This is a genomic window from Pelosinus fermentans DSM 17108 (genome assembly GCF_000271485.2).
Lineage (GTDB): Bacteria > Bacillota > Negativicutes > DSM-13327 > DSM-13327 > Pelosinus > Pelosinus fermentans.
The window spans coordinates 2132919-2159571 of sequence record NZ_AKVN02000001.1; the positions used below are offsets into that span (position 1 = coordinate 2132919).

Below are 26653 nucleotides of genomic sequence, written 5' to 3' on the forward strand. Positions count from 1 at the left end.
TATTATTGCTGATTAGTTATTAGACTAAAGGCTGTGGACACATTTCTATTTAGAAGTGTTCCTCAGCCTTTTTATTTTTAAATTATAGGAGGACTAAAAATGAGTAAAAAAATTAAACAAATCGCTATTTATGGAAAAGGTGGAATTGGTAAATCTACCACGACTTCCAATATTAGTGCAGCTTTATCGAAAATGGGTTTAAAGGTTATGCAGTTTGGGTGTGATCCAAAAGCAGATTCCACGAATACACTGCGTGACGGAACTTACATCCCTACCGTACTGGATACCTTGCGTGAAAAATCTCAAGTCAAAGCAGAAGATGTGATATTTCAAGGTTTTAATGGAGTCTATTGTGTAGAAGCTGGCGGCCCAGCTCCAGGAGTAGGGTGTGCAGGTCGAGGTATTATTACTTCCGTTCAATTATTAAAGCAGTTAAAGGTTTATGAAGAACTTGATTTAGATGTAGTCATTTATGATGTTTTAGGCGATGTTGTGTGTGGTGGATTTGCTGTTCCGATACGAGAAGGGATTGCTGAACATGTATTTACTGTATCGTCCTCTGATTTTATGGCCATCTATGCTGCAAATAACCTGTTCAAAGGAATTAAGAAGTATTCTAATTCCGGCGGTGCTCTACTGGGAGGATTAATTGCAAATTCAATTAATGCACCTTATGCGAAAGAAATTGTAGATGATTTTGTAGATAGAACAAAAACACGTGTTGTAGAATATGTTCCTCGTTCTGTAACCGTAACCCAGGCAGAGCTTCAAGGAAAAACTTCAGTGGAAGCCTTCCCAGATTCAGAACAAAGTAAAGTTTACAGTAAGCTGGCACAAAAAGTATATGAAACTACGGAATCAAAGGTTCCATCACCTCTGGATACTGCGGAATTAAGAGACTGGGCTTCTAAATGGGCGGATCATTTATTAGCAATGGAAACTGGTGAAGTGCGGGGCAGAGCCGCTGCTATTTAATCCATAGATACAATTGAAAATAGTAAACTTGTCAGGAAACTAACAAGCTGGTCAGACAAACTGAAGGCTACAGAAATGATTTATTTCTGTAGCCTTCAGTCTAAGAAAAAAGAGAGTTCATTTGGGGGTATAAGCTTCTTTACCAAGGAGCTTTCCACGAGAGTAAGATAGATGAAATAGAAAGAAGGAGTATTTATATGAGTTGCGTTTGCCCAGGTACTACAAAAAGCCAAGAGATAATAGAGAAAACAAAAAAACATCCTTGTTATTCCGCAGAAGCGCATCATACATATGCGCGTATGCATTTGCCTGTAGCACCGCAGTGCAATGTACAATGCAACTATTGCAACCGTAAATTTGATTGCGTAAATGAAAGCCGTCCTGGTGTAACGAGTGAGGTTCTAACACCGGATCAGGCGTTAGATAAATTTGAATGGGTTAAGGAGAAAATTGATCAGCTTAGTGTGGTTGGCATTGCCGGTCCAGGGGACGCTTTAGCCGAATGGAAGCTGACAAAGCAAACTTTTGAAAATATAAAAGCTGTCAATTCCGATGTTACATTTTGCTTATCGACGAATGGGTTGTTGCTGCCAGAGTATGCGGAAGAAATTATTCAGCTTGGCGTTCAGCATGTTACGGTGACCGTAAATACGTTAGATCCAGAGATTGGAGCCAAAATTTATAAATTTGTGGTTTATAAAGGAATACGCTATGAAGGTGTTGAGGCAGCAAAGTTGCTTTTGAAAAATCAATTGGCAGGGATTGAATATTTAACTAAAAGAGGAGTTTTGGTAAAAATCAATATTGTTATGATCAAAGGTATAAACGATCATCATATCCCTGCAGTAGTAAAAAAGGTTAAAGAACTTGGTGTTTTTGTTACGAATATTATGCCTTTAATTCCTGCACCTGGCAGCGCATTTGAGCATTTTTCTCAAACGAGCATGAAAGAAATAAATGAACTTAGAAATGTTTGTCAGCTGGATATTCAGCAAATGCGTCACTGTCAGCAATGCAGAGCTGATGCAATAGGGTTATTAAACGAAGACCGGTCCCAGGAATTTCGTATGTGCAACCGTCAGACTGCAGAGGTGAAAACAGCACAGAATCTTAAGAAAAAGCAATACAAAATTGCTGTGACGTCTAAGTATGGTAAGTTAGTTGATCAGCATTTTGGTCATGCCTCAAAATTTATTATCTATCAAGGAGATGGTCAAGATTTTAAAATAGTGGAAAATCGCTCTGTGGAAAAATTTTGTTCCGGCATGGAAGAATGCGACAGTGGTGAAGTACAAAGAGATAACATTATTAATGCCCTGCAGGATTGTGATGCAGTTTTAACGATGCGAATTGGTCATCATGCTAAGGAACGGTTAAATAAGAAGGAAATTTATAGCGTGGAATATTGTGACACTGTAAATAATGGACTGCAGTATGCAGTGAGTCAGTTGGCTGATCGATAAAATATAAATGAAGGAGAAGGAGGGACGAAATAAATGAAAGAGAGTTTTAAAGATTTTACTGCGAGACTTGTTGATTTTTCCGGCATTATTACTTTTTTTCTGCTATGGGAAATTCTGCCTCGTATCGGAGTAGTAGATGGGCAATTTATACCACCCATATCAGAAGTACTGGTAGCTTTGTGGATACTAGCCTCTGATGGTTCTTTGTTTATTCATATTGCTGCCAGTTTACAGCGAACAGTTATTGGCTTGGTTCTTGCTATTGTTGTTGCCGTTCCTATGGGATTTATATTAGGAGGGGTATTTCCAGCGCTATCAAGGCAACTCAGACCATTGTTTCGCCTATTTGGACAAATTAACGGTTTCTCTTTATTTCCTGTTTTTATGTTGTTCTTTGGAATTGGAGAAAGTGCGAAAGTGAGTATTATTTTTTGGTCTACTCTTTGGCCGGTACTTTTTACTACGATCTCCGGTGTTCAGCAAGTCGATCCCTTATATATAAAAAGTGCACGTTCTATCGGTGCAAATAAATTCATCATTTTCCGTAAGGTTCTTCTGCCGGGAGCGGCCCCTGTTATTTTCACTGGTGTGCGTACTGGGGCAACCATTGCTTTCCTTTTACTTATGGCGGCTGAAGTGATTGGAGCCAGTGCTGGTTTGGGCTGGTTAATTCATAATTCGGCAATGAATAATATTATCCCCAGGTTATTTGCTGGCGTTATCACGATTGCAGCACTGGGGGTATTCATCACCTATTTAATTGATTACGTGGAAGATAGTATTGTGGATTGGAAGCATGCAGGAAAAGAAAATTAAATTTTTCATGGAGATTTGCTAGCGATTTAAATTAGAAAGGAGAAGGAGTATGGAGATTGTGTTAGATAAAGTTACAGCAAGTGGTAATGAAAAGAAACTAAATATATTTCGCAAAGTTCTAAATCGGGTTCTAAATATTTTACATAATGGGATATCCATTATTATCTTTCTGGTGCTTTGGGAGATTGCTCCTCGTGCCGGTTGGGTTCCAGAAACATTCATTACGCCCCCCAGCCTTGTGTTAAGTACACTCTGGGATTTACTGATAACCGGAGTGTTGACCAAACATATTGAAACGAGTATGTTTAGGGCTGTTGTTGGCTTTATACTTGCTGCTATTGTTGGTGTTCCATTAGGATTTTTCTTAGGAGGCGGATTTAAATTATTTGAACGTATTGTAACTCCTGTTCTACGTTTGTTAAATGCGGTAAATCCATTCTCATTGTTTCCTGTATTTATTTTATTGTTTGGTATTGGTGAAATATCTAAAGTAGCGATGATTTTCTGGGTGTGCCTGTGGCCAATTATGCTTAATACGACCACAGGGGTTAAAAATGTGGATAGCTTATTGATTAAATCTGCTCGCTCTATGGGCGTAACGGGGAAGGAGCTGTTCTTCAAGGTTGTATTATTGGCTGCATTACCCAGTATTTTTCATGGTTTAAAAACCAGTTGTGCTACTGCATTTTTCATGCTGATAGCTGCTGAAATGATCGGTGCCAGCAGTGGATTAGGATGGTTAGTATTCAATGCCCAGACTAATTATCAAATTCCTAAATTATTTGCGACTACCGTTACGATTTCAATATTAGGATTGTCTCTGAATTATTTATTTACTGTATTGGAAGGGAGGCTGCTTAGTTGGCAAGAACGTCCTGCGGAATATTAAAAGGTAAATGAGTGAATGTGACCTGCGTAGTTAATGAAAAAGTTGTAAGAGGGGAATGAAGATGGCTGAGAAAAATACTTCATAAAGGTAAAATTAAACCTTCGGATATGGTTATTCATACTTTCGACAATTAAAGCTAGTAGTAATTTCTTTGTTCTATAAAAGGAGGCAATATAAATGGCTGATAAAAAGACGATTAAAAAAATTATTGCAGGTGTTTTAAGTTTAGCTGTGGTAGGACTTGTTGCTTACGGTGCTAATCTGGGTAATAAGCATGCTGCCGCTGGTAAGGAATCTGCCGCCGCCGCTGATGGCGGATTGTATCCGATTCGCACGGTTTCTCAGACCGCTTGCAGTTCTACTCCATGGGTTGTAACCGACCAATTGGGCTTTTTTAAAGAAGAAGGTTTACAAGTCATTTACACTGGTGATACCCAGCCCAATCAAATTATTCCATCCATCTTGAATGGTTCGAATGATGTAAGCAGTGCTCATCCCAATAATCTTGCGGTTGCTATAGCTGGAGGCGCTAAAATAAAAGGAGTTGTGCGAGCAGGTATCGATCCGACGCCGGATCAAGATCCGAAGCTTCGTCACATGAACTGGTATATCAATCCCAATGTAACTCCTGACATTCATACTTTTGCAGACTTAAATAAGATACCAGGGCAGGTCAAATTTTCATTAATAACGCCAAATCAATGCTCTGACTTTTTAGGCAATAGTATTGCTGATAAAAACAATGTTCCTAGAAGTAAAATTGAATGGGTGACGATGCCTGATATTCAGGCTGTGCAGGCTTTAAAGCAGGGCCTCGTAACAGTAGCGGGTGTGCATCCTCCTTTTTATAAATCAATGGAAGATGCGGGTATGGTTAAAATTGCCGATAGCTTGGATGCTGGTGTAGGTGTAGCAGGCGGTATTGGTTATTATTATTTCACCACTGATTTTATTGAAAAACATCCAGATATTATTAAGAAATTTGCCAGAGCGATTGCCAAAGGGCAAAAATGGGCGAATGATCATCCGGAAGAAGCACGGAAAATGACAGAAGACTGGATCCATGTACCCGTTAATGCTACTCACTATTATGCTACGGATACTAAAATAGTAGAGTCGGAGATTGATCCTTGGCTTGCAGACTTAGAAAAAACAGGTGTGCTTCCTAAAGGAAAAATTAAACCTTCGGATATGGTTATTCATACCTTTGATAATTAGGTAGCGAAAACAATATTTTCTCTAACTTGTAAAAAATAAACAAACCTTCTGTGGAAGAATGTGATTAGCATTCTTCCACAGAAGGTTTTTCTTTGTAAGAAAGTATAAAAAAACATTGAACCGCGAAGGTCGCGAAGAAATGCAAAGAACGCAAAGGAATCTTATGAATATTTCAGTCTTTAGATTCGATCTATTCTTAGCGTCTTCGCGGTTCAAAAAGTTTTTTTAAGATGCGGCGTTATCGTATATGATGGTTTTAGTGTTCCATCTTCTAGACGAAAGGTTTGATCAGCCTGATTTGCCAAATTAGGGTCATGGGTAACGATGACGACTCCTGCTCCTTCTGTACGTGCCGTAAGCAGGCACTCTGCTACCTCTTTGACCAGGGCCGGATCAAGGTCATTGGTTGGCTCATCTGCAAGCAATATAGGGGGTTTAAGCAGCAGAGCGCGAGCGAGGGAAATTCGTCGTAATTGACCAAGACTAAGTTCTTGTGGTTTATGATCCAAACGATGGCTTAAACCGAAGCGTTCCAGCAAGTCTTTAGCCTGTTGTTCCATGTTAGCGCCTCTTCTAATAAACCACGCAGGTGCCATGACATTTTCTAGGGCAGTAAGAGAGTTGATCAAACGAGCTCTTTGAAAGACAAAGCCAAGATACTGTCCTCGCAGTTTGGCTAGTTGATAAGAATCCAATCCCCCAATATCAATAGCATCTACCAGTACATTGCCGGAAGTTGCCTGCTGCAGCAGTCCCATAATCGATAACAGCGTGGTTTTACCGCCGCCAGAGTGTCCAATAATAGCAATTGCAGTTCCTTTCGCCAGAGTAAAGGAAACCTTTGATAAAATAACATCATCGCCATATTTCTTTTCAATATTACGGAGTTCTAGTAGAGTATTCATATTTGTCCTCCATCAATCAAATTCTCCACGGGTCATAACCGTGCTGGGGTCAATGCGACTGCCCTGATATGCAGGCAGCCAGGCAGCTAAAGCTCCTAATCCAGTGAACACTATGATAATTCCAATTGCAATGCTGGCAAGAAACCCCCATGAAGGATGAACAAAGGGAAAGGATTGATAGGCTTCTAATAATGTTAAGCTCCCTTTATATAATCCACTACCTAATAATAAGCCGATGATTGAGCCTGTTAAGGATACGACTGCCGCTTCGCCGACAATCACCAATCCGATATCCCGTCCTGTTGCGCCAAAGGCCAGATAAAGTCCCCACTCTGCTTGACGTTCCCATGTCAAGGTATAAAAGCGGGAAAACAGATGCAACAAAGAGGTCAATACAGTTAAAGATCCAATACCACCGATTAATATGGCGAAAACGGTAAATTGGTCCGCAATACGTTTTTTTACTTCAGCAGCGACAATCGGCTTCATGAGTCCAACTTCTTGAATATCACTGACTACTTTATCAATATTGGCATCATCATCAACTTTCACCAAAATAGTGGAAATGAGACCAGAAGGAGGGCCCATCTTGTCCCAAACTTTTTTTAATGTTCCATCACTAGATACACCCTTCTAGCCTCGTTCATGCTGACTAACAAAGAGTAGTCAAGAGTCGTTCCCGTTTCTTCGGCGATGGCAATAATGTTGTACCACTTACCTAATATAGAAATTTTATTTTGAGCCCAAACCGGTACTTTTGCACCTAAAATTACTTCATCATCTTTAAGTTCGGTTTTGTGCACCTTCTTTAGCCAGGGAGCAAGAATCCAATCGCTGGCAGGGTCATATCCAATCATGCGGTTTTTTGTTCCAATATCATGGCAATCTGCTGATAAAGAATGGGTGAAGAATTGAGGTGTAATCGCATGTACCCCCTTAACAGCCCGTACGCCATCTACTAGTTCTTTTGGCATATAAGAATTAGCCGTAGCTCCTCCAAATAAAAGCAGGCTGGGTTCTAGCGTCTCACCAAAGGGGACAATAACGATGTCCGCCCCCATACGCTGTTTGGAAAGCTCCATGCCTGACGAAACTCCGTTATAAACAGCTAAGATGCTAAAGACAATAGCTGCGCCAACGGCGATAGAGCCAACGATGGTTAGGCTTTGCAGCCTACGATGCAGTAAGCTTTTCCAAATAAGTAATAGCAAAATCTTTTCTCCTCTCAGCAATCCTTTGATTGAATAATGTAAATAAGCTATAAGGTTAGCTATCCTTGCTGCTGCCCCAAGCAGTCCAGACAATTCCCGTCCCTGTTACAGCCAGTAGGGCGGCGCCAATAGTAAGGAAAAAGGTGGTTTTTAAACAAGAACCATTTTCACAAATGCCGATAGCCCAGGATTGGGGCAGAAGGATACTGCTAATTCCCAGCAATATAATGATAAATCCAGCTAATAAGCGGGCTTCGTTTGTACGCAATACCAGCAATGCAGCAGAAACAATAACAGCTAACAACGTGATAATGAATTCTGCCTGATAAGTATAATGGCAGGTCATTGGGCTGCCAGTCTTCGTAAGTCCATCGCAAATCGGTACAAGTCTCGGCAAAATCAGTAAAAAGAGACTGATGAAGACTGCAATCCAGGATAGTAGCTTATACTTTTTCATTTTAATCAACTCCTTTTTTCATTTTCTGGTATCATGTTAATGTTGCTCGTTCGCATTGTAATCAAGATATCTCTGCTGCTGTTAAGGGCGGCATCATCAGTTAATAAATTAGACTGGTGATGCTCGTGATTTTTGCTGTTGCGAAAGGGTACGCGGTTTACTCCAGTGTATAGAATCCCAATTCCCAGCAAGAATATCAAAAATGCGATGGCCAAAAACTTTTGTACTGTCATGATTATATTCCCTCCTTTATAATTTAAAAAAATATAAACATCAAGCTGTAAAATAAGAAAAGGCCAGATCAAAATTTCCGCAGAAAAATTAATCTGACCTTTGGTTATACCAATCAGTCGTGTAAATAGATTATGTTGTAGTGTCATTATATCATACCTTTTTCTTATTATGATTGAAAACAGTATCATTGTCTACTGTCCTAAAGTACTATTCATTACTAAAAATACTAATGAGAAAGATTATTATTGACAAAATTGAATTTTCCTATTAAGTTTTAAATGAAATATGTAATGATTTTTGTTATGGAGTAAATGTATGAATATGAAAAGAATGAAATGGATCTCTGCATTATGTACCACTCTCTTCATTGGTGTATTTGAATTTGTACGGCATTATTTCTTGGATTTTATTTCGATGAGCTGGGGAAATCTACTGGTTGCTGTTGTGACTGGACTATTGTTTTATATCTATTTTCATGGTATTTTTTCTCTATTGGAAAGTCTTTATTATAAACTGCAAAAGGGACAAGAAGAGAGGGCTGTTTTGCAAGAGCGAGACAGAATTGCTCGGGAATTACATGATAGTGTTTCTCAAGCTTTATTTTTTATGAATGTTAAGGTGCTGGAGATTGGTACTGCTCTTAAGCAGCAACGTCAGCCTCTAACAGAAGTAAAAGAATTGCAGGAGGCCATTAAATTTACCGATGCAGATATACGGCAGCATATCTTTGCATTGCAGAAAGTGACTCATGAGAATATTAATTTAGTGGACGTTATCCAAACCTATATTAATGTTTATAAAGAGCAAAATAATATAAATGTGGACCTAATGATAAAGGGTAATGGCAATAGTAGGTTAAGTAACTATGTAAAATCCCAGTTGTTTCGTATTTTTCAGGAACTTTTATTTAATATTCGTAAGCATGCTGAAGCGAAGCAAGTGGATGTCAGTTTGCTAGAGGATGAGCATCAATTTTCCATGATCATTTGTGATCATGGAAAGGGGTTTCCTAAAGAAGAATTAAACCCCAATAAAATGTCCTTTGGTTATAAAATGCTAAAAGATGCTGCTTGTGCAATTGATGCTACACTGCAGATAGAAAGTATTTCAGGCAAGGGAACTACGGTAACTGTTAGCTTGGAACTAAAATAGGAGGCTAAGTGAATGACGATTAAGGTGTTAGTGGTAGATGATCATTTATTATCCCGAAAAGGTATTATCAGTATCCTTTCATCTCATGCCATGTTTGAGATTATCGGGGAAGCAACGAATGGTCAAGAAGCTTTAGCAAAAGCAAAAGAGCTGATGCCAGACCTTATTTTGATGGATATTCGAATGCCTGGTGGCAGTGGTTTAGAAGCTACAAGGCTGATTAAGGAAGAAATGCCATATGTAAAAATTGTAATTTTAAGTGTATCTGATGATGTACAGGATTTTTTTGAGGCTATAAAGAAGGGGGCTCAGGGGTATTTATTAAAAAATATGGAGCCTGAATACTGGTTAGATTATATTATCAGTATTGTTCAGGGAGAAGCACCTATTTCCCGAGAAGTTGCTAGTAAAATACTCCAGGAATTTTCGATTCAAAAGACGGATGCATCAGGGAGTAAATTATCAGAAAGAGAAAAGGAAGTACTTCAATTAGTTAGTCAGGGTCTAGGAAATAAAGAGATAGGGAAAGTACTTTTCATTACAGAGAGTACTGTCAAAAATCATTTGCGTAATATTTTAGATAAGCTTCATTTACAAAATCGTATGCAGCTCATTGCTTTTGCTTATAAAAATGGCTTGATATCATAGTCGGGAATTGTGAATAAAAATAAACTGATAACTTAGATTGTTGCATTTATAATGGAAATCATCACGTCAATCTAATTTAAAAAATGCTTTTCAAAAGCCCAGAGGAATAGTAAAATTTTCTTTGGGGTGAAGAAAATGGATATTTTAAACGAATTGCAAAGAACAATGCTGGAAGTGGAAAGAGAATCGGAACACAAAGGATACTGGTATCGTGTCAGCGATATTCTAACAATCCTAATATGTGGAATGCTGTGTAGCTTGCAAACTATTGATGATATTCATGAATGGTCTTTGTCCGCTCCGGCGCATAGATTCTTAGAGGAGTTCTTTGGAATAAAAAAAATTCCGTCCAGAGCCCAATTTTATAATATTTTGTCCTATGTAGATTCCAAAACATTCAATGAATCCTTCATCAAATGGATGCAAATCGTTCTGCATGGAAACATAAGCGGAAAGACTGTTGCGATAGACGGAAAAACAATCCGTTCAACCGATAAACTCACAAAAGATGGGAGCATTCTGCACATCGCAAGCGCAATTGTCTCGGAACACGGATTAGTAATTGGTTCGCGCGAGTGCGGAACAAAGACGGGAGAGATCACGGCGTTTCGGGAACTAATTGAAATGCTTGATGTGAAAGGTGCGGTTGTGGTAGCGGATGCCTTGCATTGCAACCATAAGTCAGCCGAGGCGGTTGTTGCTGCCGGAGCAGACTATCTGTTTGTTGTCAAAGATAACGTGCCAACACTCAAAGAGGACATCGCACTTTTTGTGAAAGAAGAGAAGCTTGAAAAATGTGTGAAAGTCGAAAAAAACGGCGGACGCATAGAAAAACGTACAGCATACGCATGCTGTGAAATTGATTGGCTTGACGGGCACGAAAGCTGGAAAAACCTACAGAGCATTGGCGCTATTCACACCGAATTTGAAAAGGGTGGAAAGCTCTCCAGCGAGTGGCACTACTATATTTCCAGTATACCGCTAACCGCTGAATCGCTCCTTCATCATGCACGTCTTGAATGGGGCATTGAATCCATGCACTGGCTGTTGGATGTACATTTTGCTGAAGATAAAACGCGGGTATGGGATATGAATGTGCAAAAAACGCTTAATATCATGCGAAAAATCGCGTTAAACCTCGCGAAGGATTACAAAGCAAAAACCAAGAGCAAATTACCTATTTCGGGACAGTTAAAGCGAAATCTGTTTGATGTCCAAAACCTTTCCGCATTTTTAACATTTTTTACCTTAAATTAGATTGACGTGTGGAAATCATAAAAGCATATTGACAAATCAGTGCAAAGCATTATAATAGAAGAAAAGTAACAATTAGCAGTAATTAATTTGCGGGTTGCAATAATTTTAAGGTTATCTGTTTGGAGCATTGTAACGCAAATAATGACAAATCAATAATGATATAGCTGATCAGTAGTATATGCTGAAGGTAAAGAAGTGATTACGATACGGTAAATCATTCTTTGCCTTTTTTTAATAATTAAATTGCTTTATTAAGAAGCAGCCACTTGCCCGACTATAAAAAAAGTAGAGGTCAAGTTCCTAATTTAGGAACTTGACCTTTTTTATATAAAACCATAAATATGAGGAGTGAAAAACACATGTCAGAGAATAATATACCATTTGTAACATCAGTGCAGGAAAAAAGTGATAAAATTGTTGCTCGTAATATTCATCAAGTTTATAAAATTAAACAGCAGGATAGTGACAGTCTAACGAACTTTGAGGCAATTAAACAATTAGATCTTACTGTAAAACAGGGAGAATTTCTTGCAATTGTAGGACCAAGCGGTTGCGGAAAATCAACATTTCTCGATATGATTGCTGGATTGGCAAAGCCCAGCTCAGGAGAAATATTCATTGATAATAGAAAAATCACTGGTCCAGCATTAGATCGAGGGATTGTATTGCAAGGTTATGCGTTATTTCCCTGGCGGACGGTACGGAAAAACGTAGAGTTTGGTTTGGAAATAAAAAAAATCCCCGAGAAAGATCGTAAGGATATTAGTCAGCGATATATCGAATTGGTTGGATTAAAGAATTTTGAAGAGCGCTATCCCCATGAATTATCAGGCGGTATGAAGCAGCGCGTAGCCATCGCCAGGGCGCTGGCATATGATCCGGAAGTGTTGCTGATGGATGAGCCTTTTGCTGCTGTAGATGCACAAACTAGGGAAACTCTGCAGGAAGAATTATTGCGTATTTGGGAACAAACAAAAAAAACCATTGTGTTTGTTACTCATGGTATTGATGAAGCTGTATTTTTAGCTGATCGGGTTGCGGTAATGACTGCCAATCCAGGTACAATTAAAGATATTATTACGATTAATCTGCCAAGACCGCGAGATGGTATACGTTCTTCAGCTGAATTTGGCTGGGCAAGACATAAAATTTGGGAGTTATTGCAGAATGATCCATCTGCCGCAAATAAGGTAAAACCAGAAAATCAGGATATTGCAGATTTTATATCACCATCAGCAGCACTATAAGCAGTGAAGGTGTAGTTTATGAAAAAAGTTTTTAATAAATTCCGCGGCGTGATAATCCGAAGTTCTGGTCTCCTGACCTTTCTTGCACTTTGGGAGATAGCGCCGCGCTGGGGCTGGGCTGATCCTCAATTCTTACCGCCATTGTCATCTGTATTAAAAGCGGCAGTTGTACTTTGGGACGATGGTTTCTTAATGGATTTTTTCTGGTGCTATGCTGATTGGGGTGCTGGGGTTGTCAATTGATTTATTCGTTCAATATATTGAAAAGAAAGTAATTATATGGGAAGTAGAGGAGAGAGTAGAATGAGTGAGAAAGAAGAACGAAAGCATGGATTTGATACCGTCGCTCTTCATGCCGGTCAAATACCTGATTCAGAAACAGGCGCGAGAGCCGTGCCTATTTACCAGAGTACATCTTTTGTCTTAGGGGACACAAAACGAGCTGCCAGGATTTTTTCATTGGAAGAATTGGGTAACGCCTATACAAGAATGATAAACCCGACTCAGACGGTTTTTGAAGAAAGAGTAGCAGCGTTAGAAGGCGGTGTGGGAGCTTTGGCAGTTGCCTCCGGGCAGGCGGCTATTACATATTCTATACTAAATATTGCTCAGGCAGGAGATGAAATTGTTTCATCAACGGCAATATATGGTGGAACGTATAACTTGTTTCATCATACGTTGCCGAAACTGGGTATTCATGTTTCTTTTGTAGAACCAGGTGACCCTGAAAATTTTCGTCAAGCAATTACCCCTAAAACCAAAGCGATCTATGCTGAAATTATTGGTAATCCCAAAATTGATATTTTAGATATTGAAAAGGTAGCAAAGGTAGCTCATGAAAATAACATTCCTTTAATTATTGATAGTACTTTTGCAACCCCCTACTTAAATCGGCCCATAGAATGGGGGGCAGATATTGTTGTTCATTCTGCGACTAAATTTATTGGCGGGCATGGAACTTCCATTGGAGGAATCATTGTTGACGGCGGTAAGTTTAATTGGGATAATGGTAAATTTCCAGGTTTAATTGAGCCAGATCCTAGTTACCATGGTCTTTCTTTTACTGAGAAATTTGGTAATGCAGCTTATATTTTAAAAGCCCGCGTAACCTTGCTGCGTGATATTGGAGCGGCAACCACTCCCTTTAATTCCTTCCTATTTTTGCAGGGATTAGAGACGCTCTCAATACGTCTGGAGCGGCATGTTGCCAATGCCCAAAAAGTTGCTGAATTCCTGGAACAGCATAAACTTGTTAAGTGGGTTAATTATCCTGGACTAAAAAGCAGCGCCTATTATGAACTAGGGAAGAAATATTTCCCTAAAGGAGCAGGAGCAATTCTTACTTTTGGTATTCACGGCGGCTTAGAGGCGGGGACGAAATTTATTGATAACTTAGGTTTATTTTCTCATCTGGCAAATGTTGGTGATGCCAAGTCTCTGGTAATTCATCCAGCTAGTACGACTCATCAGCAGCTGCTGCCTGAAGAGCAATTAGCGAGTGGTATTACAGAGGATCTTATACGCTTATCCATTGGACTGGAAGATATAGATGATTTACTGTATTATCTTGATAAAGCCCTTACTGCAAGTCAGTAATATAAAATAAACCGGTCTCTTCAGTTTGAGACCGGTTTGTTTTTATACTGTTTTCATCCACTTTTCAAATTCCTCAACGACTTCCTCGCGGGCAACTTGCACGGCTTCGCCGCTCCACTCTTGCCCGGTATCCCCATCATACCAGAGGTCCTTATTGCTGAATGTACCTGTAGGGTATAATTTTTCTTGTATGGCTGTGTGCATGCCATCAAGTAGGCTTTGCTTAATGGTTTTACGTGATGTTCTATGACCTGATTTTTCTGTAGGGGTTACTTCAAGACCCGTCTCCCCTTTGCTGATTTCAATATGAGATAACATTTTTCCTTGTGCTTGGGCTGCTGAAATGGACTGTCTGGCAGCACTAGTTGCTTGTTCATGGCTAATCGTATCGTCAGACACTGTAATTCTAATATTTCCTATGATTAGTTTATACATAGAATACACCTCCCAAGAAAAAATATATGCATTTAAAAAAAATATAGAACTAGATAGTAGACACCAATAGTGTTAATTTGACTTTCAAGATAGGGTGGGATATAATATTATCTAAGTCCTAAGATACAGAGTAGTAGGCTTTATTTATGGTGCAGAAAGTTGGCGGATGATGCGAGCCAGCCCTTAAATCCGCTGAACTCACTGTGGAGGATCAGCTATGAATTAGTAATAGCTGACGCTTGATTAGTGTTAACAATCATTGAGAGGATGGCAACAGCTGTCAATCAGGGTGGTATCGCGGGTGTATATAACTCGTCCCTGGCTAATAAGCCAAGGGGCGGTTTTTTATTTTTTATAAATAGGAGGATTTTAAATGAACGAAAGATATAATCCTAAAGAAATTGAATCTAAATGGCAGAAATACTGGGCTGAAAATAATGCTTTTAAAACGGAACTCAATCGTCAGCGTCCAGAATATTATGTTTTAGAAATGTTTCCTTATCCTTCCGGCAATTTACATATGGGTCATGTTCGCAACTATTCTATTGGTGATGTAATTGCGAGATTCAAAAGCATGCAAGGTTATAATGTACTTCATCCTATGGGATGGGATTCTTTTGGGATGCCTGCTGAAAATGCGGCGATCAAGCATGGTGTTCATCCAGCAGAGTGGACCTGGGAAAATATTACCAACATGCGGCGTCAACAGCAGGAACTAGGCTTATCTTATGATTGGGATCGAGAAGTGGCAACCTGTCATCCTGATTATTATCGTTGGACTCAATGGTTGTTCTTATTGTTCGTAGAGCGTGGACTTGCCTATAAGAAGAAAGCTGCAGTGAATTGGTGTAATGAATGTAATACAGTGCTCGCAAATGAGCAAGTAATTGATGGTGCTTGCTGGCGCTGCGATTCTGTCGTAGTTAAAAAAGAATTAGAACAGTGGTTTTTCAAAATTACAGACTATGCGGACCGGCTTTTAAATGATCTTAGTGAGCTGAAGGGGTGGCCTGAGAGAGTTAAAACGATGCAGGAAAATTGGATTGGTCGTAGTGAAGGTGCAGAATTCAGCTTTGCTGTGGCAGGTTCTGAAGAAAAAATTGCTGTATATACCACACGGCATGATACGGCTTTTGGTGTAAGTTATGTAGTCTTGGCGCCGGAGCATAAATTAGTAGAAAAGCTGATTGCTGGTAAAGACAATGCAGGAGAAATTCGTCAATTTGTTGATAAAGTACGCAATATGAGTGAGATTAGCCGAACCTCCAGTGAATTTGAAAAAGAAGGTATATTTACAGGGGCTTATGCTGTAAATCCCTTCACTGGTCAAGAGGTGCCAATTTGGGTAGCAAATTATGTTTTGGTGGAATATGGTACTGGGGCAGTTATGGGTGTTCCAGCTCATGATGAACGAGACTGGCAATTTGCCAATAAATATAATTTAACCAAAAAGATCGTTGTACAGCCTGAAGGGCAGGAATTGGCACTAGACACGATGGAAGGCGCATACAGCGGCGATGGTATCATGGTCAATTCTGGGCAGTTTAGTGGCATGGAGAGTGAAGCAGGTAAAGTAGCAATTGCAAAGTGGTTAGAAGAGCAAGGCTACGGCAAGCGTCATGTAAATTATCGTTTGCGTGATTGGCTGGTATCTCGTCAACGCTATTGGGGAGCACCAATTCCTCTTATCAATTGTGCTGACTGTGGTAGTGTGCCTGTTCCAAAGGAGCAGTTACCTGTTTTATTGCCCGAAAATGTAAATTTTGCTGCAGGATCGGTTTCGCCGTTAGCCAAGGTAGAAGAGTTTGTAAATTGTACATGCCCTAAATGTGGCGGCCCTGCGAAGCGTGAGACTGATACGATGGATACTTTTATTTGTTCCTCATGGTATTATATGCGTTATGCAGACCCTAAGAATACAAATCTTCCTTTTGATTCCTCAAAGGCTGACTATTGGGCACCTGTCGATCAATATATTGGTGGTATTGAGCATGCGATACTACATCTTTTATATTCAAGGTTCTTTACAAAAGTGCTTAAAGATGCAGGATTAGTAAATGTAAATGAGCCATTTAAGAACCTATTAACACAAGGAATGGTTATAAAAGATGGTTCCAAAATGTCTAAGTCTAAGGGGAATGTCGTGTCTCCTGAAGAAATTATTGCAAAATACGGGGCTGATACAGCTCGATTATTTATTTTATTTGCTGCTCCGCCGGAACGTGACTTAGAATGGAATGATCAAGGCGTAGAAGGTTCTTATCGATTCCTTGGACGTCTATGGAGAATTGTGGATCACTATGCTTCGTTCATGGCAGGAGAAGAATCGGGATATGACAATAACACTCTTAGTAAAGAGGAACGAAATCTTAGACGTGTATTGCATGCAACGATTAAGAAAGTAACAGAAGATATTGGTGATCGTTTTAACTTTAATACCGCCATTAGCTCTATTATGGAATTAGTAAATGCGATGTATACCGCTAAGGATCAGAATCTAGCTGTCAATCCTGGGTTAGTGCGAGAACTTGTTTCAAGTTTATTGTGCTTGTTAGCTCCTTTCGCGCCTCATATCACAGAAGAATTGTGGAGTGAAACTATTGGTCAAGGTAGTGTGCATAAACATATATGGCCTGTGTTTGATGAGGAGGCTATAAAGTTAGAAGAAGTAGAAATTGTTGTACAGATTAATGGGAAAGTGCGGGAAAAAATTGTTGTTTCTGCCACACTTACGTCAAAGGAATTAGAAGAAAAAGTATTAGAGCAAGAAAAAGTGCAGGCACTACTTCAAGAGAAACAAGTGATAAAAGTAATTGCCATAGCAGGAAAATTGGTTAATATCGTAATACGTTAATGAATTTATTTTAGAATGTAATGATATAGAAATAGTCCGGTCGAATATAGCGATCGGACTATTTCTATATATCATTTACGTGGAACTGCTTCTTAAAAACAGATCTCCTTTAATTGAATCAAGAAACTTTTCTGAAAATAAATTGCCAAGAGAATCAAGGACATGTATAATAATACTAATAAGATAATATCAAAATGATAATATCAAAATGATGATATAAGAATTATCTTAAAGTGGAAACCGCCAATTACTCTATTTTTTCTAACGAAGACTTGATTCTGGTGGGGTCTTAGCTTCCATCGGATATGATAATTAGCGGGAGGTTAAGGATATGAATGAATCCAAACAAGGTTTTTTTAAAGATGATGGCAGCAATCATCAAATACACTCCTCGAATACGGTAGATATGGTTATTTTCAGCGCAATTGATAGTGAAGATAAAGATCCAAGACGACTGCCTGATAAAGTACTGCAAATTCTTTTGGTAAAAAAGAAAAGGGATGTATTAAAAACAAATGGCAATGCATCACAAGAGGGAAAATGGTCTTTGCCGGGAGGGTTTGTTAATTACGAAGAAAGCATTGATGAAGCTGCTGTAAGAGAATTGAAGGAAGAAACAAACTTGGAGAATGTATATATGGAGCAGCTTTATACATGGGGGCGAGTCTATCCTAACCTTCATAGAAGGGTGATCAGTACATCCTACATGGCCTTGGTAGATCGAAAAAAGTTTACTGTAAAATCAGGTGAAGATGCAGAAGATGTACGATGGTTTAACGTCCGCAGCAATGTCATTGGCAAATATAAACATCCAACGATAAATGGATATATTCTTGAGCAAACCTTTGAAATTATAATAGAAAATAAAGAGATTACCATAAAAGATCATGTGATAGTAAAAAATACAGTAGAGGGACATATCTCAAAAACAGAAAACACGTATGTTGAGAATAAAGATGGCTTAGCTTTTGAACATGCTAAAGTAATACAGTATGCTCTTGATAGGTTGAAAAATAAAGTAATGTATACGGACATTGCTTTTAGCTTGATGCCAGAATTATTTACGCTTACAGAATTACAAAAAGTATATGAGGTTTTATATCGCCGGGAATTAGCAGATGCTTATTTTCGAAAAAAAGTTAAAAGAATGCTTACCAAAACAGCATTATTATCAGAAGGTAAGCAGTTTAGACCTTCCAAGTTATATCTTTTTAATCCGCGATGGAAGGATGAAGAAGAATAGCAGAGTGAGGCGCTGCAAGGAAAATAAAGAATCATAGTTTGTGAGTTTAAATAGTCTGTATCTTTATTCAATGTGAGAGAGGGGCAAAAAAATGGCTATATTTAATGGTGAAAGATTAGCAGCAGAAATTTTTAAAATTGAAGCAGATAAAATTCGGCGAGGCTGGTATTCTGATAAATATTTTAGTAATAATGTAATTTTATTAGAAGCATTGGCAAAGGAAGGGTATACGTTTGCCGGCAATAGTGACATAAAAGATGTGGATTGTTCTATGGTGCAGGTTGGCGATGTAGAAGTTGAAATGCAATTTTTTACTCGCAGAAGACCATGGAGTTTAGTCGCTGGGGTAGATGAGGCGTTAGCAATTATAAAAATGTGTACCGGTTACTTTGATGAAGAAGGAAACTTTGTAAATACCTACCATACATTAGAGGTTGAAGCAGTGCAGGATGGCACTTTTGTTGAGTATGATGGAGATCCATTGAGTGTGCAACCCGTTATTAGAATTCGTGGCCGTTACCGGGATTTTGCTAATCTAGAGACGGTGATCTTAGGGGTCATTGCTGAGCCAACTCGAATTGCCACAAATGTATATAATACATTAGTCGCTAGCCGCTCTAAAGATATTTTGTTTTTTCCCGCACGATTTGCTCACTATAAAATGCAGGCTTTGCATGGATATGCCTATTCATTGGCGATTCAAGCCTACAACCAAAAATATAGTAAGAAAAATTCTCGATTTGTAAGTACAGATGAACAGGGAACTTGGTGGGGCGGAGAAGGTGGAGGAACCATTGCCCATGCGACAATTTGTTGTTTCTTGGGAGATACCGTTGAGACTATGATGCAGTATTCCCGCATTTTTGATAAAATCGTTTCCAGATTGGTATTAGTTGATTTTCATAATGATTGTGTCGGTGAAACGAAAGCTGTAATGACGAAGATGTTTGCTGCCTACCTTGCTTATTATAAAAAGGGCCAATTTGATGAAGCAGAAAAATATAAGCTATATGGGGTACGTCCTGACACCTCTAAAAATATGCGGGATAAATCCATTGTTCCTACGGGAAATAAGCAGCAGGATATGGGAGTGTCACCGAGACTTGTCTGGAATTTGCGAGAAGCAATTGACAGCGTTTATCATGAGTGGGACCTAAATGAAGAGGAAACTGCAATTGCCAAAGAGTGGTGTGAACAAGTCAAGATTTGTGTCACAGGGGGATTTAATGCAAAAAAAATAAGAGAATTTGAAGAGATGGATGTACCTGTGGACATTTATGGAGTTGGTTCTTCTTTACTGGAAAACTCCGATGAAACCAATAATGATTTTACTGCGGATATCGTTCGTGTAAAGATTAATAGTCAATGGTACAATCTATCTAAAATTGGTCGCTCTGTCTGCGAAAATCCTAATTTGGAAAAAATTCAATAATTATATAAAAAAATAATCCCTATTGTAAAGGAAAAACTATGTTTTTGTCGAAGGAATAGGCAAGTTACAATAGGGGGGATATCGATGGTTGAGCAGCGGAATAAGTTATTATTTATTGTGATGCTGGCGATATTGATTGTAGCAGGCAGTTTCTATAGTTTTTGGCAGAAGAACACAGTGGCCGAAGTAGCATCTTCCGATGGCGTTGCAGTTAAAAATGAATCTCATCAGCCAGAACAATCTGATGAGATCTTCGTATATATAAGCGGTGCTGTTCATAAACCAGGTGTATTTAAAGCATCTCCTAATTCTAGAGTATTTGATATCGTAGCGATGGCTGGCGGTCTTACAGCTGAGGCTGATGTGGCTAAAACCAATTTGGCTCAGGGAATCAAAGACGGTATGCATATTCATGTAGTGGATAAGCTTCCGGTTTCCAATGAGCATTCAGCAACGACTGGCACCACTAAGACAAACGTAGGTAATAAAGTCAATATTAATCATGCTGATAAAGGCGAACTAGACACACTGCCAGGTGTGGGACCTGCGTTAGCAGAGCGAATCATTGAATATCGCCAAACAAATGGCAGTTTTACCAGTATTGATGAACTAAAGAATGTTCCTGGAATCGGATCAAGTAAATTTGACAAAATGAAAGAAAAAATCACAAATTGATAATTAGATCAATTTCAGCATGGACCGGATAGTGTGGAAAATGCCGAATATTTCCGAAGCATTCTAAATGAAAATACTTGACAGCTTATTTATCGTGGTGTAATATCTATATAAAGTTACATATCTTAAAAAAAATAATGATTATGGTTGATCAGTTGAGCTGAAGACCAGAGATGTTTTTATACGTCTCTGGTCTTTTTTGTCGTCTTTTTGACAAGAAAGAACAGAGGATGACAAAGAATTATATTCATTATTTTCGAATTGTATCTTTTATGCAATTGGTATATAAAATCAGAAAAGGAGGTTGATAGTAATGAAAAAGCTAAATGCATGGCTACCGGTATTATCGGCAATTTTGGCAATCCTTGTAGATTATGGAGTTGGAAATATTGATAAACATACGCCTGCAAAACATCCTTATTTCATGTATTTACTTGTGGTTTTGCTTGGAGCTTTTACAATCATTGCATTATTATCATATTTTAATCCAAAAGTAAAGGAATGGATTGAAGACAGATCTTTATTTATTGCCGCAACAATTTTATTTCTAAATGTAATTAATATAGTGACCAAGAAACTAGGACTTCTTCCTGTGATCTTCTTTCCAACGCTTGACAAAATATTAAGCATTATTATAGAAGACCGGGATTTTCTTGCCTTGTGTCTCGGTTCTTCAGGAAAGCTTCTTTTTACAGGATATTTTTTTGGTGCAATTGCTGGGTTTGCTACAGGTATAGCTGTAGGATTCAGCAATTCGGCAAACTATTGGATTAGTCCTCTAATCCGTATATTGGGGCCAATTCCTGCGACGGCATGGATTCCACTAGTACTCATTAGCTTTCCAACAACATTTACGGCCAGTGCATTTTTGATTGCCCTTTCAGTATGGTTTCCGACAACTGTTATGACAAGCAGCGGTATTTTTAATGTTCGCAATGCGTATTTTGAAGTGTCAAGCACATTGGGAGCGGGAAAGTATTATCAAATATTTATGGTTGGTGTTCCTGCCGCTATGCCTCATATGTTTATCGGGCTTTTTAATGGAACGTGTGCTTCCTTTATCACATTGATGACAGCTGAAATGTTAGGTGTTAAAAATGGCATAGGCTGGTACATTAATTGGCAGAAGGAGATGATGGCTTATGCAAATGTCTACGCAGGACTGATCATAATTGCTGTTACATTCTCGATTCTCATTACACTGCTGTTTAAAGTGCGGGATAATGTGCTTGTGTGGCAGAAGGGAGTCATAAAATGGTAGGAGAAATTAAAGTAGAGGGGGTTGTGAAACGCTTCCAACAACAAAATGCAGAAGAGGTTATTGCCTTAAGTGGTATTGATCTTAGGATTGAGACAGGAGAATTTGTATCACTTATTGGCCCTTCTGGCTGCGGGAAATCTACGCTTCTTCGTCTGATTGCCGGTTTAAATGGTGCTGATGAAGGCAAGCTGTATATCGATGATGAAGAAATAAAAAAGCCATCTTACGAACGGGGCTTGGTATTTCAAGATCCTATGCTTTTTCCTTGGCTGAGTGTCTATGATAATGTTGCATTTGGATTGAAGGCGCGCAACATATACAAAGCAAATCATGCGGAAGTTCAAAAGTTTATTGATTTAGTAGGATTATCAGATTTCAGCAGATCCTATCCTCATCAACTTTCTGGTGGCATGGCACAAAGAGCGTCTCTTGCCCGGGCATTAGTAAATCATCCTAAAGTGCTGTTGCTGGATGAGCCTCTTGGAGCTCTTGACGCTTTTACGCGAATGAACATGCAAGATGAACTCATTCGTATTTGGAAGGAGCGAGGTACGACCATGATCATGGTAACCCATGATGTAGATGAAGCGATCTATTTATCCGACCGCGTAATTGTCATGACACCAAGACCAGCCAAAATCGAAAGATGTATTGAAGTACAGCTTGCAAGACCGCGGGCGCGGAACAATCCGGAGTTTCTTAGCTTACGTTCAAAAATACTGGAAATTTTACATTTTACAGGGACTGTAACAGAGCCTAATTATTATTTATAAGGGAGATATGTTAATGAAAAAGAAGATTGCAATTATTTTAGTCGCTGTAGTATCAATCGTATTGACACTTGCAGGTTGCGGAGAAAAACCTGCAGCGGTTAAAAGCGATGATTATGTTTTAAAGATTGGTTATAGTGGCAGCCTATGCGAGGCTCCGTTGCATATGGCCATTGAGAAAGGCTTTTTTGAAGCAGAAGGTTTGAAGGTTGATGTGACCAAGCTAGCGCCAGGCACAGCCTTTGAGGCTGTTACGGCAGGAAAGACAGAAGCAGGCTTTGGACTGCTTGCCAGTTTGGTTCAGCCGCTTTCTAATGGATTGCCAATCAAAATTACTTCCGGCTTGCATACAGGATGCGATAAGGTGCTTGCTCCTAACAATTCCGGCATTAATTCCCTTGCAGATTTAAGAGGCAAACGAATCGGGGTTCCTAGCATGAACAGCAGCCCTATCATTTTTGCAAAACGTGCCCTTGCAGATGCAGGTGTTGGCGTGAGTGAAAAGAATATGGAAGTGGAATTCATTGTATTCAGTGCAACTGACTTACCTCTTGCTTTGAAAAATGGTGCAGTTGATGCACTTGCAATGAACGACCCGACAGCTTCTATTACGCAAAAAGAGTATGATTTAAAAAGTATCGTTGATTCTGCAGTTAATGCGCCATATAAAGATCAATATTGCTGCTCTGCTTATGTTCGTGACAGTATAGCAAGCGAGCATCCTGAGGTTGCTGCAAAATATACCCGTGCTATGCAAAAAGCAAGTGCATGGATACAGAAGAATCCAGATGAGACTGCAAAAATTCAGGTTGACAAGAAATGGGTTGCAGGTGATGCTGCATTCAATGCAAGCGTATTAAAAACCTATAATTTCATTCCATCTGTTAGTGGAGCATACGATGCTTTTGGTATTACTGCAAAACAATTGCAAGAAGTTGGCATGCTTGATAAGAACGTCGATGCTGATGCCTTGCAAAAGAAAAGCTTTATTAAATTTAAAGATGTACCAGATGTAGTTCAATAGTTCAATTACCTGATTTTAAAGATGATTGTATCTGCTATGCAATCGAATAAATTAAAGGCCAGAGACTTTTTTGATGAAAGCTCTGACCTTTAATTATATTCGTTATGACCTGTCTGCTTACTAAAAGATGTGAATATAATACATTCTCTTATATTGAACTTCGTTTAGATATCAGATGTAATGAAAAAATACTGGATAAGTTGAAAAGATGTTGACGTAGTTTAATTCTTGTGTTATGCTATTTTAAACATAATAATTGCTGATCAGGATAACTGAAGGCTAAAGGCATCTCTATAACGGAGATTCTTTTAGCTTTTTTTATATTACTAAGCTGACTGGATAACCAGAGGCTGGCTTCTTTCGTAAAAACGAAGAAACCAGTCTTTTTGATTTTAAGGAGGTGAGAAAATGTCAATTATGCTAGTTGGCGCAGATCATTTAGGAAGTATCGAAAAAAAATTGCAGACATTAGGAATTCATGCAATTGATCATGTTACAGGTAGAAATGTTTCTGATCGAAAACGCTTTAAGTTTCCGTTATCAACAACTTTAATTGTGATCTTTATTGATTATATTAATCATACTACAGCGAAAAATATTAAACAGCTGGCTAAATCCCAAGGGGTTCCCCTTGTGTTCGCAAATCGTTCTTGGAGTTCATTACAAGATAAATTAGTCGATTTCAATTTAAAAGAACTAGGATAATTATACTATGTTTTATTAAAAAGGAGGTCTTTGTAGTGCAATCCTGTTCCGATGCGAAGAATAATGTGGCAAATTTAAGAGGAGCAATTAAACCATTGCCGTCTCAAGTGTTTGATATTATTGAGCATTTTTTATTAAACGTTCAACATGGTCACTTAATTTTAATGATACAAGATGGATTTGTTGTTAAAATAGATAAAATTGAAAAGTTTATGATCTCGGCTAAAAGTAGAGAGGGCAGTTTTTTAATAAAGGAAAAGACAAAGAAAAAACATCCTATGCAAATGAAAATTTTATCTGATTTACAAAGTATACGATACGGACAATTGGTCATTCATGTGAATAATGGGCAAGTAGGACAAATTGAAAAGACTGAAAAAAGGCGTATTGATGAGCTAGAAGGACTGTATGGTGATGGCATCTGAAATCTGCGAAGTCTTTTAAGAGTTAGTAGCTTATATAATGAAGGTATACTTTTGTAATGATTTTTTAATGCTATGGTTGACAACAACATTTATAAGCGTATAATAAAATGAGAAAGTTATTGTTGTTGATAATTGTATAGATGCATTATTATCTTGGTTGATCAGACACACTGAAGACTGGAGATGCTCTTTTTAGGCATCTTCAGTCTTTTTTATTGTGATAAAAGTAAAAGTGGAGGAATAAAGATGAGTAGAAAAAAAGATATAGAGAATTTAAGTTGCACAGACTGCAGTATTTACAATTGTAAGAGCCAGGACAAGAAATTCCCGGGGTTCTGTTTGACGACTAAAGATAATGATGGGCATTCCATTGCAGATGATATTGAAGAAATTAAAAAGTATCTGCAAGGGGATGAACAGGATGCAGTGGTTGCTAGAGCATCAGCCCAAGTGGAGGGGCTTTTTTATGGCAAGTTAACAAGGGTAGAGGAAATTATTGAATTTGCTAACCGCATTGGTGCTAAAAAAATTGGTATTGCAACTTGTGCTGGTTTGATAGAGGAATCAAAAATCTTTACCAATATTCTTACAGCCAGAGGCTTTGATTATTATAGTGCCATTTGCAAAGTGGGGTCTGTCGACAAAACGGAAATTGGCATATTAGAAGAGCATAAAATAAGACCTGGCGGTCATGAAGCAATGTGCAATCCTATCTTGCAAGCTCGTATTTTAAATTACCATAAGACAGATTTAAATGTCGTGGTTGGTTTGTGTGTAGGACATGATTCTTTATTTATAAAATACTCTGATGCATTGGTTACTACTCTTGTAACTAAAGATCGAATCACAGGTCATAATCCAGTTGCGGCTTTATATACGGCTCACTCGTACTATAGAAAATTACTGCAAGCGAAAGAATAATTCGGCTTTTGTATGTTCAAGAAAATGTGAATGGCTTTTGAGGTGGAGTGGTATGATACAAGTAAAAGGAGTACGCAAATCATTTGGAAAGCAGCAAGTATTAAAAGGAATTGACCTTACTGTAGAGAAAGGTGAGGTAGTTGTGCTATTAGGTCCCAGTGGCTCTGGCAAGACAACTTTTTTACGGTGCCTAAATTTTTTGGAGCATCCAGATGATGGAGAAATTACAATTGGAGAGACTCATGTTAATTGTAAAACCGTTACTAAAAAGGAAATATTGCAGCTTAGAAGAAATACTGCAATGGTTTTTCAATTATATAATCTGTTCAAAAATAAAACTGCACTGGAAAATGTAATGGAAGGACTGGTCACTGCCCGAAATATTCCTAAAATAGAAGCAGAAGAGATCAGCCGAAAGATTTTAGACAAAGTGGGATTGGCTGCTAAATATGATGCATATCCCAGTGAATTATCAGGAGGGCAGCAACAGCGGGTTGGCATAGCAAGAGCCCTTGCCTTAAATCCGGAAGTTATTCTCTTTGATGAGCCGACCTCTGCTTTAGATCCAGAATTGGTTGGGGAAGTACTGGCTGTAATGAAACAAGTGGCCAAGGAAGGGTTAACTATGATTGTTGTAACTCATGAAATTTCTTTTGCCAGGGATATTGCTGATAAGGTATTGTTTATGGATGGAGGAGTTGTTGTGGAACAAGGTACTCCTGAAGAGGTCCTTGTTCATCCAAAAGAAGAACGGACGAAGCAATTTTTAAAACGAATTTTACCTGTTTCGGATTATTCTATATAAAAAATAAAGACAGTTATTGCTGCTGTTTAATTATA

Annotated in this window: 28 protein-coding genes and 1 other annotated feature; of the genes, 22 read left to right on the forward strand and 6 right to left on the reverse strand. The window is 38.6% G+C overall.

The annotated features are described in order from the left end of the window. Window positions 1-99: 99 nt before the first annotated feature. The 5 genes from nifH (at window position 100) to FR7_RS09595 (ending at window position 5361) form a co-directional block, all read left to right on the forward strand. The gene (gene nifH, locus FR7_RS09575; protein WP_007936484.1) at window positions 100-975 is read left to right on the forward strand and encodes a nitrogenase iron protein; all 876 of its coding nucleotides are present in this window, start codon (window positions 100-102) and stop codon (window positions 973-975) included. Between the two features lie 197 nt (window positions 976-1172). Next, on the forward strand, window positions 1173-2438 hold the full coding sequence (gene nifB, locus FR7_RS09580; RefSeq protein ID WP_007936485.1) for a nitrogenase cofactor biosynthesis protein NifB: 1266 nt from the start codon (window positions 1173-1175) through the stop codon (window positions 2436-2438). A gap of 33 nt (window positions 2439-2471) precedes the next feature. Next, on the forward strand, window positions 2472-3254 hold the full coding sequence (locus FR7_RS09585; RefSeq protein WP_007936486.1) for an ABC transporter permease: 783 nt from the start codon (window positions 2472-2474) through the stop codon (window positions 3252-3254). Window positions 3255-3303: 49 nt separating this feature from the next. Beyond that, window positions 3304-4143 (forward strand): ABC transporter permease, encoded by an 840-nt coding sequence (locus tag FR7_RS09590; protein ID WP_007936487.1) that lies wholly within the window; start codon window positions 3304-3306, stop codon window positions 4141-4143. A gap of 177 nt (window positions 4144-4320) precedes the next feature. Continuing rightward, window positions 4321-5361: an ABC transporter substrate-binding protein gene (locus tag FR7_RS09595; RefSeq protein WP_007936488.1), complete on the forward strand. Its 1041-nt coding sequence runs from the start codon at window positions 4321-4323 to the stop codon at window positions 5359-5361. A 212-nt stretch (window positions 5362-5573) separates the two neighbouring features. Here FR7_RS09595 and FR7_RS09600 read toward each other — a convergent pair whose 3' ends face one another. From FR7_RS09600 to FR7_RS24170, 5 genes are read right to left on the reverse strand one after another with little or no spacing between them, the layout of a single operon-like run. Further along, a complete protein-coding gene (locus tag FR7_RS09600) occupies window positions 5574-6266 on the reverse strand; it encodes an ABC transporter ATP-binding protein (RefSeq protein ID WP_007936489.1) in 693 nt (230 codons plus the stop codon). 12 nt (window positions 6267-6278) lie between these two features. After that, entirely contained in the window at window positions 6279-6818 is a 540-nt protein-coding gene (locus tag FR7_RS24160) for an ABC transporter permease (protein WP_237769513.1), read from the reverse strand. A gap of 53 nt (window positions 6819-6871) precedes the next feature. Then, window positions 6872-7477: an ABC transporter permease gene (locus FR7_RS24165; protein ID WP_007951254.1), complete on the reverse strand. Its 606-nt coding sequence runs from the start codon at window positions 7475-7477 to the stop codon at window positions 6872-6874. 55 nt (window positions 7478-7532) lie between these two features. Then, window positions 7533-7934 carry a DUF4418 family protein gene (locus FR7_RS09610; protein ID WP_007936493.1) on the reverse strand — a complete coding sequence of 134 codons (402 nt, stop codon included), beginning with the start codon at window positions 7932-7934 and terminating at the stop codon, window positions 7533-7535. Between the two features lie 5 nt (window positions 7935-7939). Continuing rightward, window positions 7940-8167 carry a hypothetical protein gene (locus FR7_RS24170; protein WP_237714881.1) on the reverse strand — a complete coding sequence of 76 codons (228 nt, stop codon included), beginning with the start codon at window positions 8165-8167 and terminating at the stop codon, window positions 7940-7942. Between the two features lie 316 nt (window positions 8168-8483). Between FR7_RS24170 and FR7_RS09620 the strand changes: the two genes are divergently transcribed. The 6 genes from FR7_RS09620 to FR7_RS09645 all read left to right on the forward strand — a co-directional run bounded on the left by FR7_RS09620 (window position 8484) and on the right by FR7_RS09645 (window position 14068). Continuing rightward, the gene (locus tag FR7_RS09620; RefSeq protein WP_007936497.1) at window positions 8484-9320 is read left to right on the forward strand and encodes a sensor histidine kinase; all 837 of its coding nucleotides are present in this window, start codon (window positions 8484-8486) and stop codon (window positions 9318-9320) included. Between the two features lie 12 nt (window positions 9321-9332). Then, window positions 9333-9968, forward strand: coding sequence for a response regulator (locus FR7_RS09625; RefSeq protein WP_007936499.1), 636 nt, complete (start codon window positions 9333-9335; stop codon window positions 9966-9968). A gap of 135 nt (window positions 9969-10103) precedes the next feature. Then, window positions 10104-11225 carry an ISAs1 family transposase gene (locus FR7_RS09630; protein WP_007936501.1) on the forward strand — a complete coding sequence of 374 codons (1122 nt, stop codon included), beginning with the start codon at window positions 10104-10106 and terminating at the stop codon, window positions 11223-11225. Window positions 11226-11584: 359 nt separating this feature from the next. After that, a complete protein-coding gene (locus FR7_RS09635; RefSeq protein ID WP_007936503.1) occupies window positions 11585-12472 on the forward strand; it encodes an ABC transporter ATP-binding protein in 888 nt (295 codons plus the stop codon). A gap of 48 nt (window positions 12473-12520) precedes the next feature. Further along, complete coding sequence (locus FR7_RS09640) at window positions 12521-12715, forward strand: hypothetical protein (RefSeq protein WP_237715585.1); 195 nt, start codon at window positions 12521-12523, stop codon at window positions 12713-12715. A 60-nt stretch (window positions 12716-12775) separates the two neighbouring features. Further along, window positions 12776-14068 carry a homocysteine synthase gene (locus tag FR7_RS09645; RefSeq protein ID WP_007936507.1) on the forward strand — a complete coding sequence of 431 codons (1293 nt, stop codon included), beginning with the start codon at window positions 12776-12778 and terminating at the stop codon, window positions 14066-14068. 42 nt (window positions 14069-14110) lie between these two features. Here the strand turns inward: FR7_RS09645 and FR7_RS09650 are convergent, their stop codons facing one another. Next, window positions 14111-14503, reverse strand: a complete 393-nt coding sequence (locus FR7_RS09650) for a hypothetical protein (RefSeq protein ID WP_007936508.1) — start codon at window positions 14501-14503, stop codon at window positions 14111-14113. A gap of 111 nt (window positions 14504-14614) precedes the next feature. Further along, window positions 14615-14826, forward strand: a binding site (T-box leader). Window positions 14827-14876: 50 nt separating this feature from the next. On the opposite strand from FR7_RS09650, the gene leuS reads away from it, so the two are divergent. The 11 genes from leuS to FR7_RS09705 all read left to right on the forward strand — a co-directional run bounded on the left by leuS (window position 14877) and on the right by FR7_RS09705 (window position 26618). Next, a complete protein-coding gene (gene leuS / locus FR7_RS09655) occupies window positions 14877-17357 on the forward strand; it encodes a leucine--tRNA ligase (RefSeq protein WP_007936509.1) in 2481 nt (826 codons plus the stop codon). Window positions 17358-17688: 331 nt separating this feature from the next. Continuing rightward, window positions 17689-18600 (forward strand): NUDIX hydrolase, encoded by a 912-nt coding sequence (locus FR7_RS09660; protein WP_007936510.1) that lies wholly within the window; start codon window positions 17689-17691, stop codon window positions 18598-18600. 91 nt (window positions 18601-18691) lie between these two features. Next, window positions 18692-20032: a nicotinate phosphoribosyltransferase gene (locus FR7_RS09665; RefSeq protein ID WP_007936511.1), complete on the forward strand. Its 1341-nt coding sequence runs from the start codon at window positions 18692-18694 to the stop codon at window positions 20030-20032. An 84-nt stretch (window positions 20033-20116) separates the two neighbouring features. Then, window positions 20117-20707, forward strand: a complete 591-nt coding sequence (locus FR7_RS09670) for a ComEA family DNA-binding protein (RefSeq protein ID WP_007936512.1) — start codon at window positions 20117-20119, stop codon at window positions 20705-20707. Between the two features lie 313 nt (window positions 20708-21020). Next, window positions 21021-21968 (forward strand): ABC transporter permease, encoded by a 948-nt coding sequence (locus FR7_RS09675; protein WP_007936513.1) that lies wholly within the window; start codon window positions 21021-21023, stop codon window positions 21966-21968. After that, a complete protein-coding gene (locus FR7_RS09680) occupies window positions 21962-22741 on the forward strand; it encodes an ABC transporter ATP-binding protein (protein WP_007951260.1) in 780 nt (259 codons plus the stop codon). The genes FR7_RS09675 and FR7_RS09680 overlap by 7 nt, the downstream gene beginning before the upstream one ends. A 13-nt stretch (window positions 22742-22754) precedes the next feature. Next, on the forward strand, window positions 22755-23762 hold the full coding sequence (locus FR7_RS09685) for an ABC transporter substrate-binding protein (protein ID WP_007936515.1): 1008 nt from the start codon (window positions 22755-22757) through the stop codon (window positions 23760-23762). 408 nt (window positions 23763-24170) lie between these two features. Further along, a complete protein-coding gene (locus tag FR7_RS09690; RefSeq protein ID WP_007936516.1) occupies window positions 24171-24467 on the forward strand; it encodes a DUF2325 domain-containing protein in 297 nt (98 codons plus the stop codon). A 65-nt stretch (window positions 24468-24532) separates the two neighbouring features. Further along, window positions 24533-24892 carry a YezD family protein gene (locus FR7_RS09695; protein ID WP_237769514.1) on the forward strand — a complete coding sequence of 120 codons (360 nt, stop codon included), beginning with the start codon at window positions 24533-24535 and terminating at the stop codon, window positions 24890-24892. Window positions 24893-25138: 246 nt separating this feature from the next. Then, window positions 25139-25813, forward strand: coding sequence for a DUF1847 domain-containing protein (locus tag FR7_RS09700; RefSeq protein ID WP_007936518.1), 675 nt, complete (start codon window positions 25139-25141; stop codon window positions 25811-25813). A 52-nt stretch (window positions 25814-25865) separates the two neighbouring features. Then, on the forward strand, window positions 25866-26618 hold the full coding sequence (locus tag FR7_RS09705) for an amino acid ABC transporter ATP-binding protein (RefSeq protein WP_007936519.1): 753 nt from the start codon (window positions 25866-25868) through the stop codon (window positions 26616-26618). Window positions 26619-26653: the final 35 nt, after the last annotated feature.

Excerpts from the sequence above, each read along its gene's own strand:
- nifH (WP_007936484.1), top strand. The coding sequence starts at position 100 with ATGAGTAAAAAAATTAAACAAATCGCTATTTATGGAAAAGGTGGAATT.
- nifB (WP_007936485.1), top strand. The coding sequence starts at position 1,173 with ATGAGTTGCGTTTGCCCAGGTACTACAAAAAGCCAAGAGATAATAGAG.
- FR7_RS09585 (WP_007936486.1), top strand. The coding sequence starts at position 2,472 with ATGAAAGAGAGTTTTAAAGATTTTACTGCGAGACTTGTTGATTTTTCC.
- FR7_RS09590 (WP_007936487.1), top strand. The coding sequence starts at position 3,304 with ATGGAGATTGTGTTAGATAAAGTTACAGCAAGTGGTAATGAAAAGAAA.
- FR7_RS09595 (WP_007936488.1), top strand. The coding sequence starts at position 4,321 with ATGGCTGATAAAAAGACGATTAAAAAAATTATTGCAGGTGTTTTAAGT.
- FR7_RS09600 (WP_007936489.1), bottom strand. The coding sequence starts at position 6,266 with ATGAATACTCTACTAGAACTCCGTAATATTGAAAAGAAATATGGCGAT.
- FR7_RS09610 (WP_007936493.1), bottom strand. The coding sequence starts at position 7,934 with ATGAAAAAGTATAAGCTACTATCCTGGATTGCAGTCTTCATCAGTCTC.
- FR7_RS24170 (WP_237714881.1), bottom strand. The coding sequence starts at position 8,167 with ATGACAGTACAAAAGTTTTTGGCCATCGCATTTTTGATATTCTTGCTG.
- FR7_RS09620 (WP_007936497.1), top strand. The coding sequence starts at position 8,484 with ATGAATATGAAAAGAATGAAATGGATCTCTGCATTATGTACCACTCTC.
- FR7_RS09625 (WP_007936499.1), top strand. The coding sequence starts at position 9,333 with ATGACGATTAAGGTGTTAGTGGTAGATGATCATTTATTATCCCGAAAA.
- FR7_RS09630 (WP_007936501.1), top strand. The coding sequence starts at position 10,104 with ATGGATATTTTAAACGAATTGCAAAGAACAATGCTGGAAGTGGAAAGA.
- FR7_RS09635 (WP_007936503.1), top strand. The coding sequence starts at position 11,585 with ATGTCAGAGAATAATATACCATTTGTAACATCAGTGCAGGAAAAAAGT.
- FR7_RS09645 (WP_007936507.1), top strand. The coding sequence starts at position 12,776 with ATGAGTGAGAAAGAAGAACGAAAGCATGGATTTGATACCGTCGCTCTT.
- FR7_RS09650 (WP_007936508.1), bottom strand. The coding sequence starts at position 14,503 with ATGTATAAACTAATCATAGGAAATATTAGAATTACAGTGTCTGACGAT.
- leuS (WP_007936509.1), top strand. The coding sequence starts at position 14,877 with ATGAACGAAAGATATAATCCTAAAGAAATTGAATCTAAATGGCAGAAA.
- FR7_RS09660 (WP_007936510.1), top strand. The coding sequence starts at position 17,689 with ATGAATGAATCCAAACAAGGTTTTTTTAAAGATGATGGCAGCAATCAT.
- FR7_RS09665 (WP_007936511.1), top strand. The coding sequence starts at position 18,692 with ATGGCTATATTTAATGGTGAAAGATTAGCAGCAGAAATTTTTAAAATT.
- FR7_RS09670 (WP_007936512.1), top strand. The coding sequence starts at position 20,117 with ATGGTTGAGCAGCGGAATAAGTTATTATTTATTGTGATGCTGGCGATA.
- FR7_RS09675 (WP_007936513.1), top strand. The coding sequence starts at position 21,021 with ATGAAAAAGCTAAATGCATGGCTACCGGTATTATCGGCAATTTTGGCA.
- FR7_RS09680 (WP_007951260.1), top strand. The coding sequence starts at position 21,962 with ATGGTAGGAGAAATTAAAGTAGAGGGGGTTGTGAAACGCTTCCAACAA.
- FR7_RS09685 (WP_007936515.1), top strand. The coding sequence starts at position 22,755 with ATGAAAAAGAAGATTGCAATTATTTTAGTCGCTGTAGTATCAATCGTA.
- FR7_RS09690 (WP_007936516.1), top strand. The coding sequence starts at position 24,171 with ATGTCAATTATGCTAGTTGGCGCAGATCATTTAGGAAGTATCGAAAAA.
- FR7_RS09700 (WP_007936518.1), top strand. The coding sequence starts at position 25,139 with ATGAGTAGAAAAAAAGATATAGAGAATTTAAGTTGCACAGACTGCAGT.
- FR7_RS09705 (WP_007936519.1), top strand. The coding sequence starts at position 25,866 with ATGATACAAGTAAAAGGAGTACGCAAATCATTTGGAAAGCAGCAAGTA.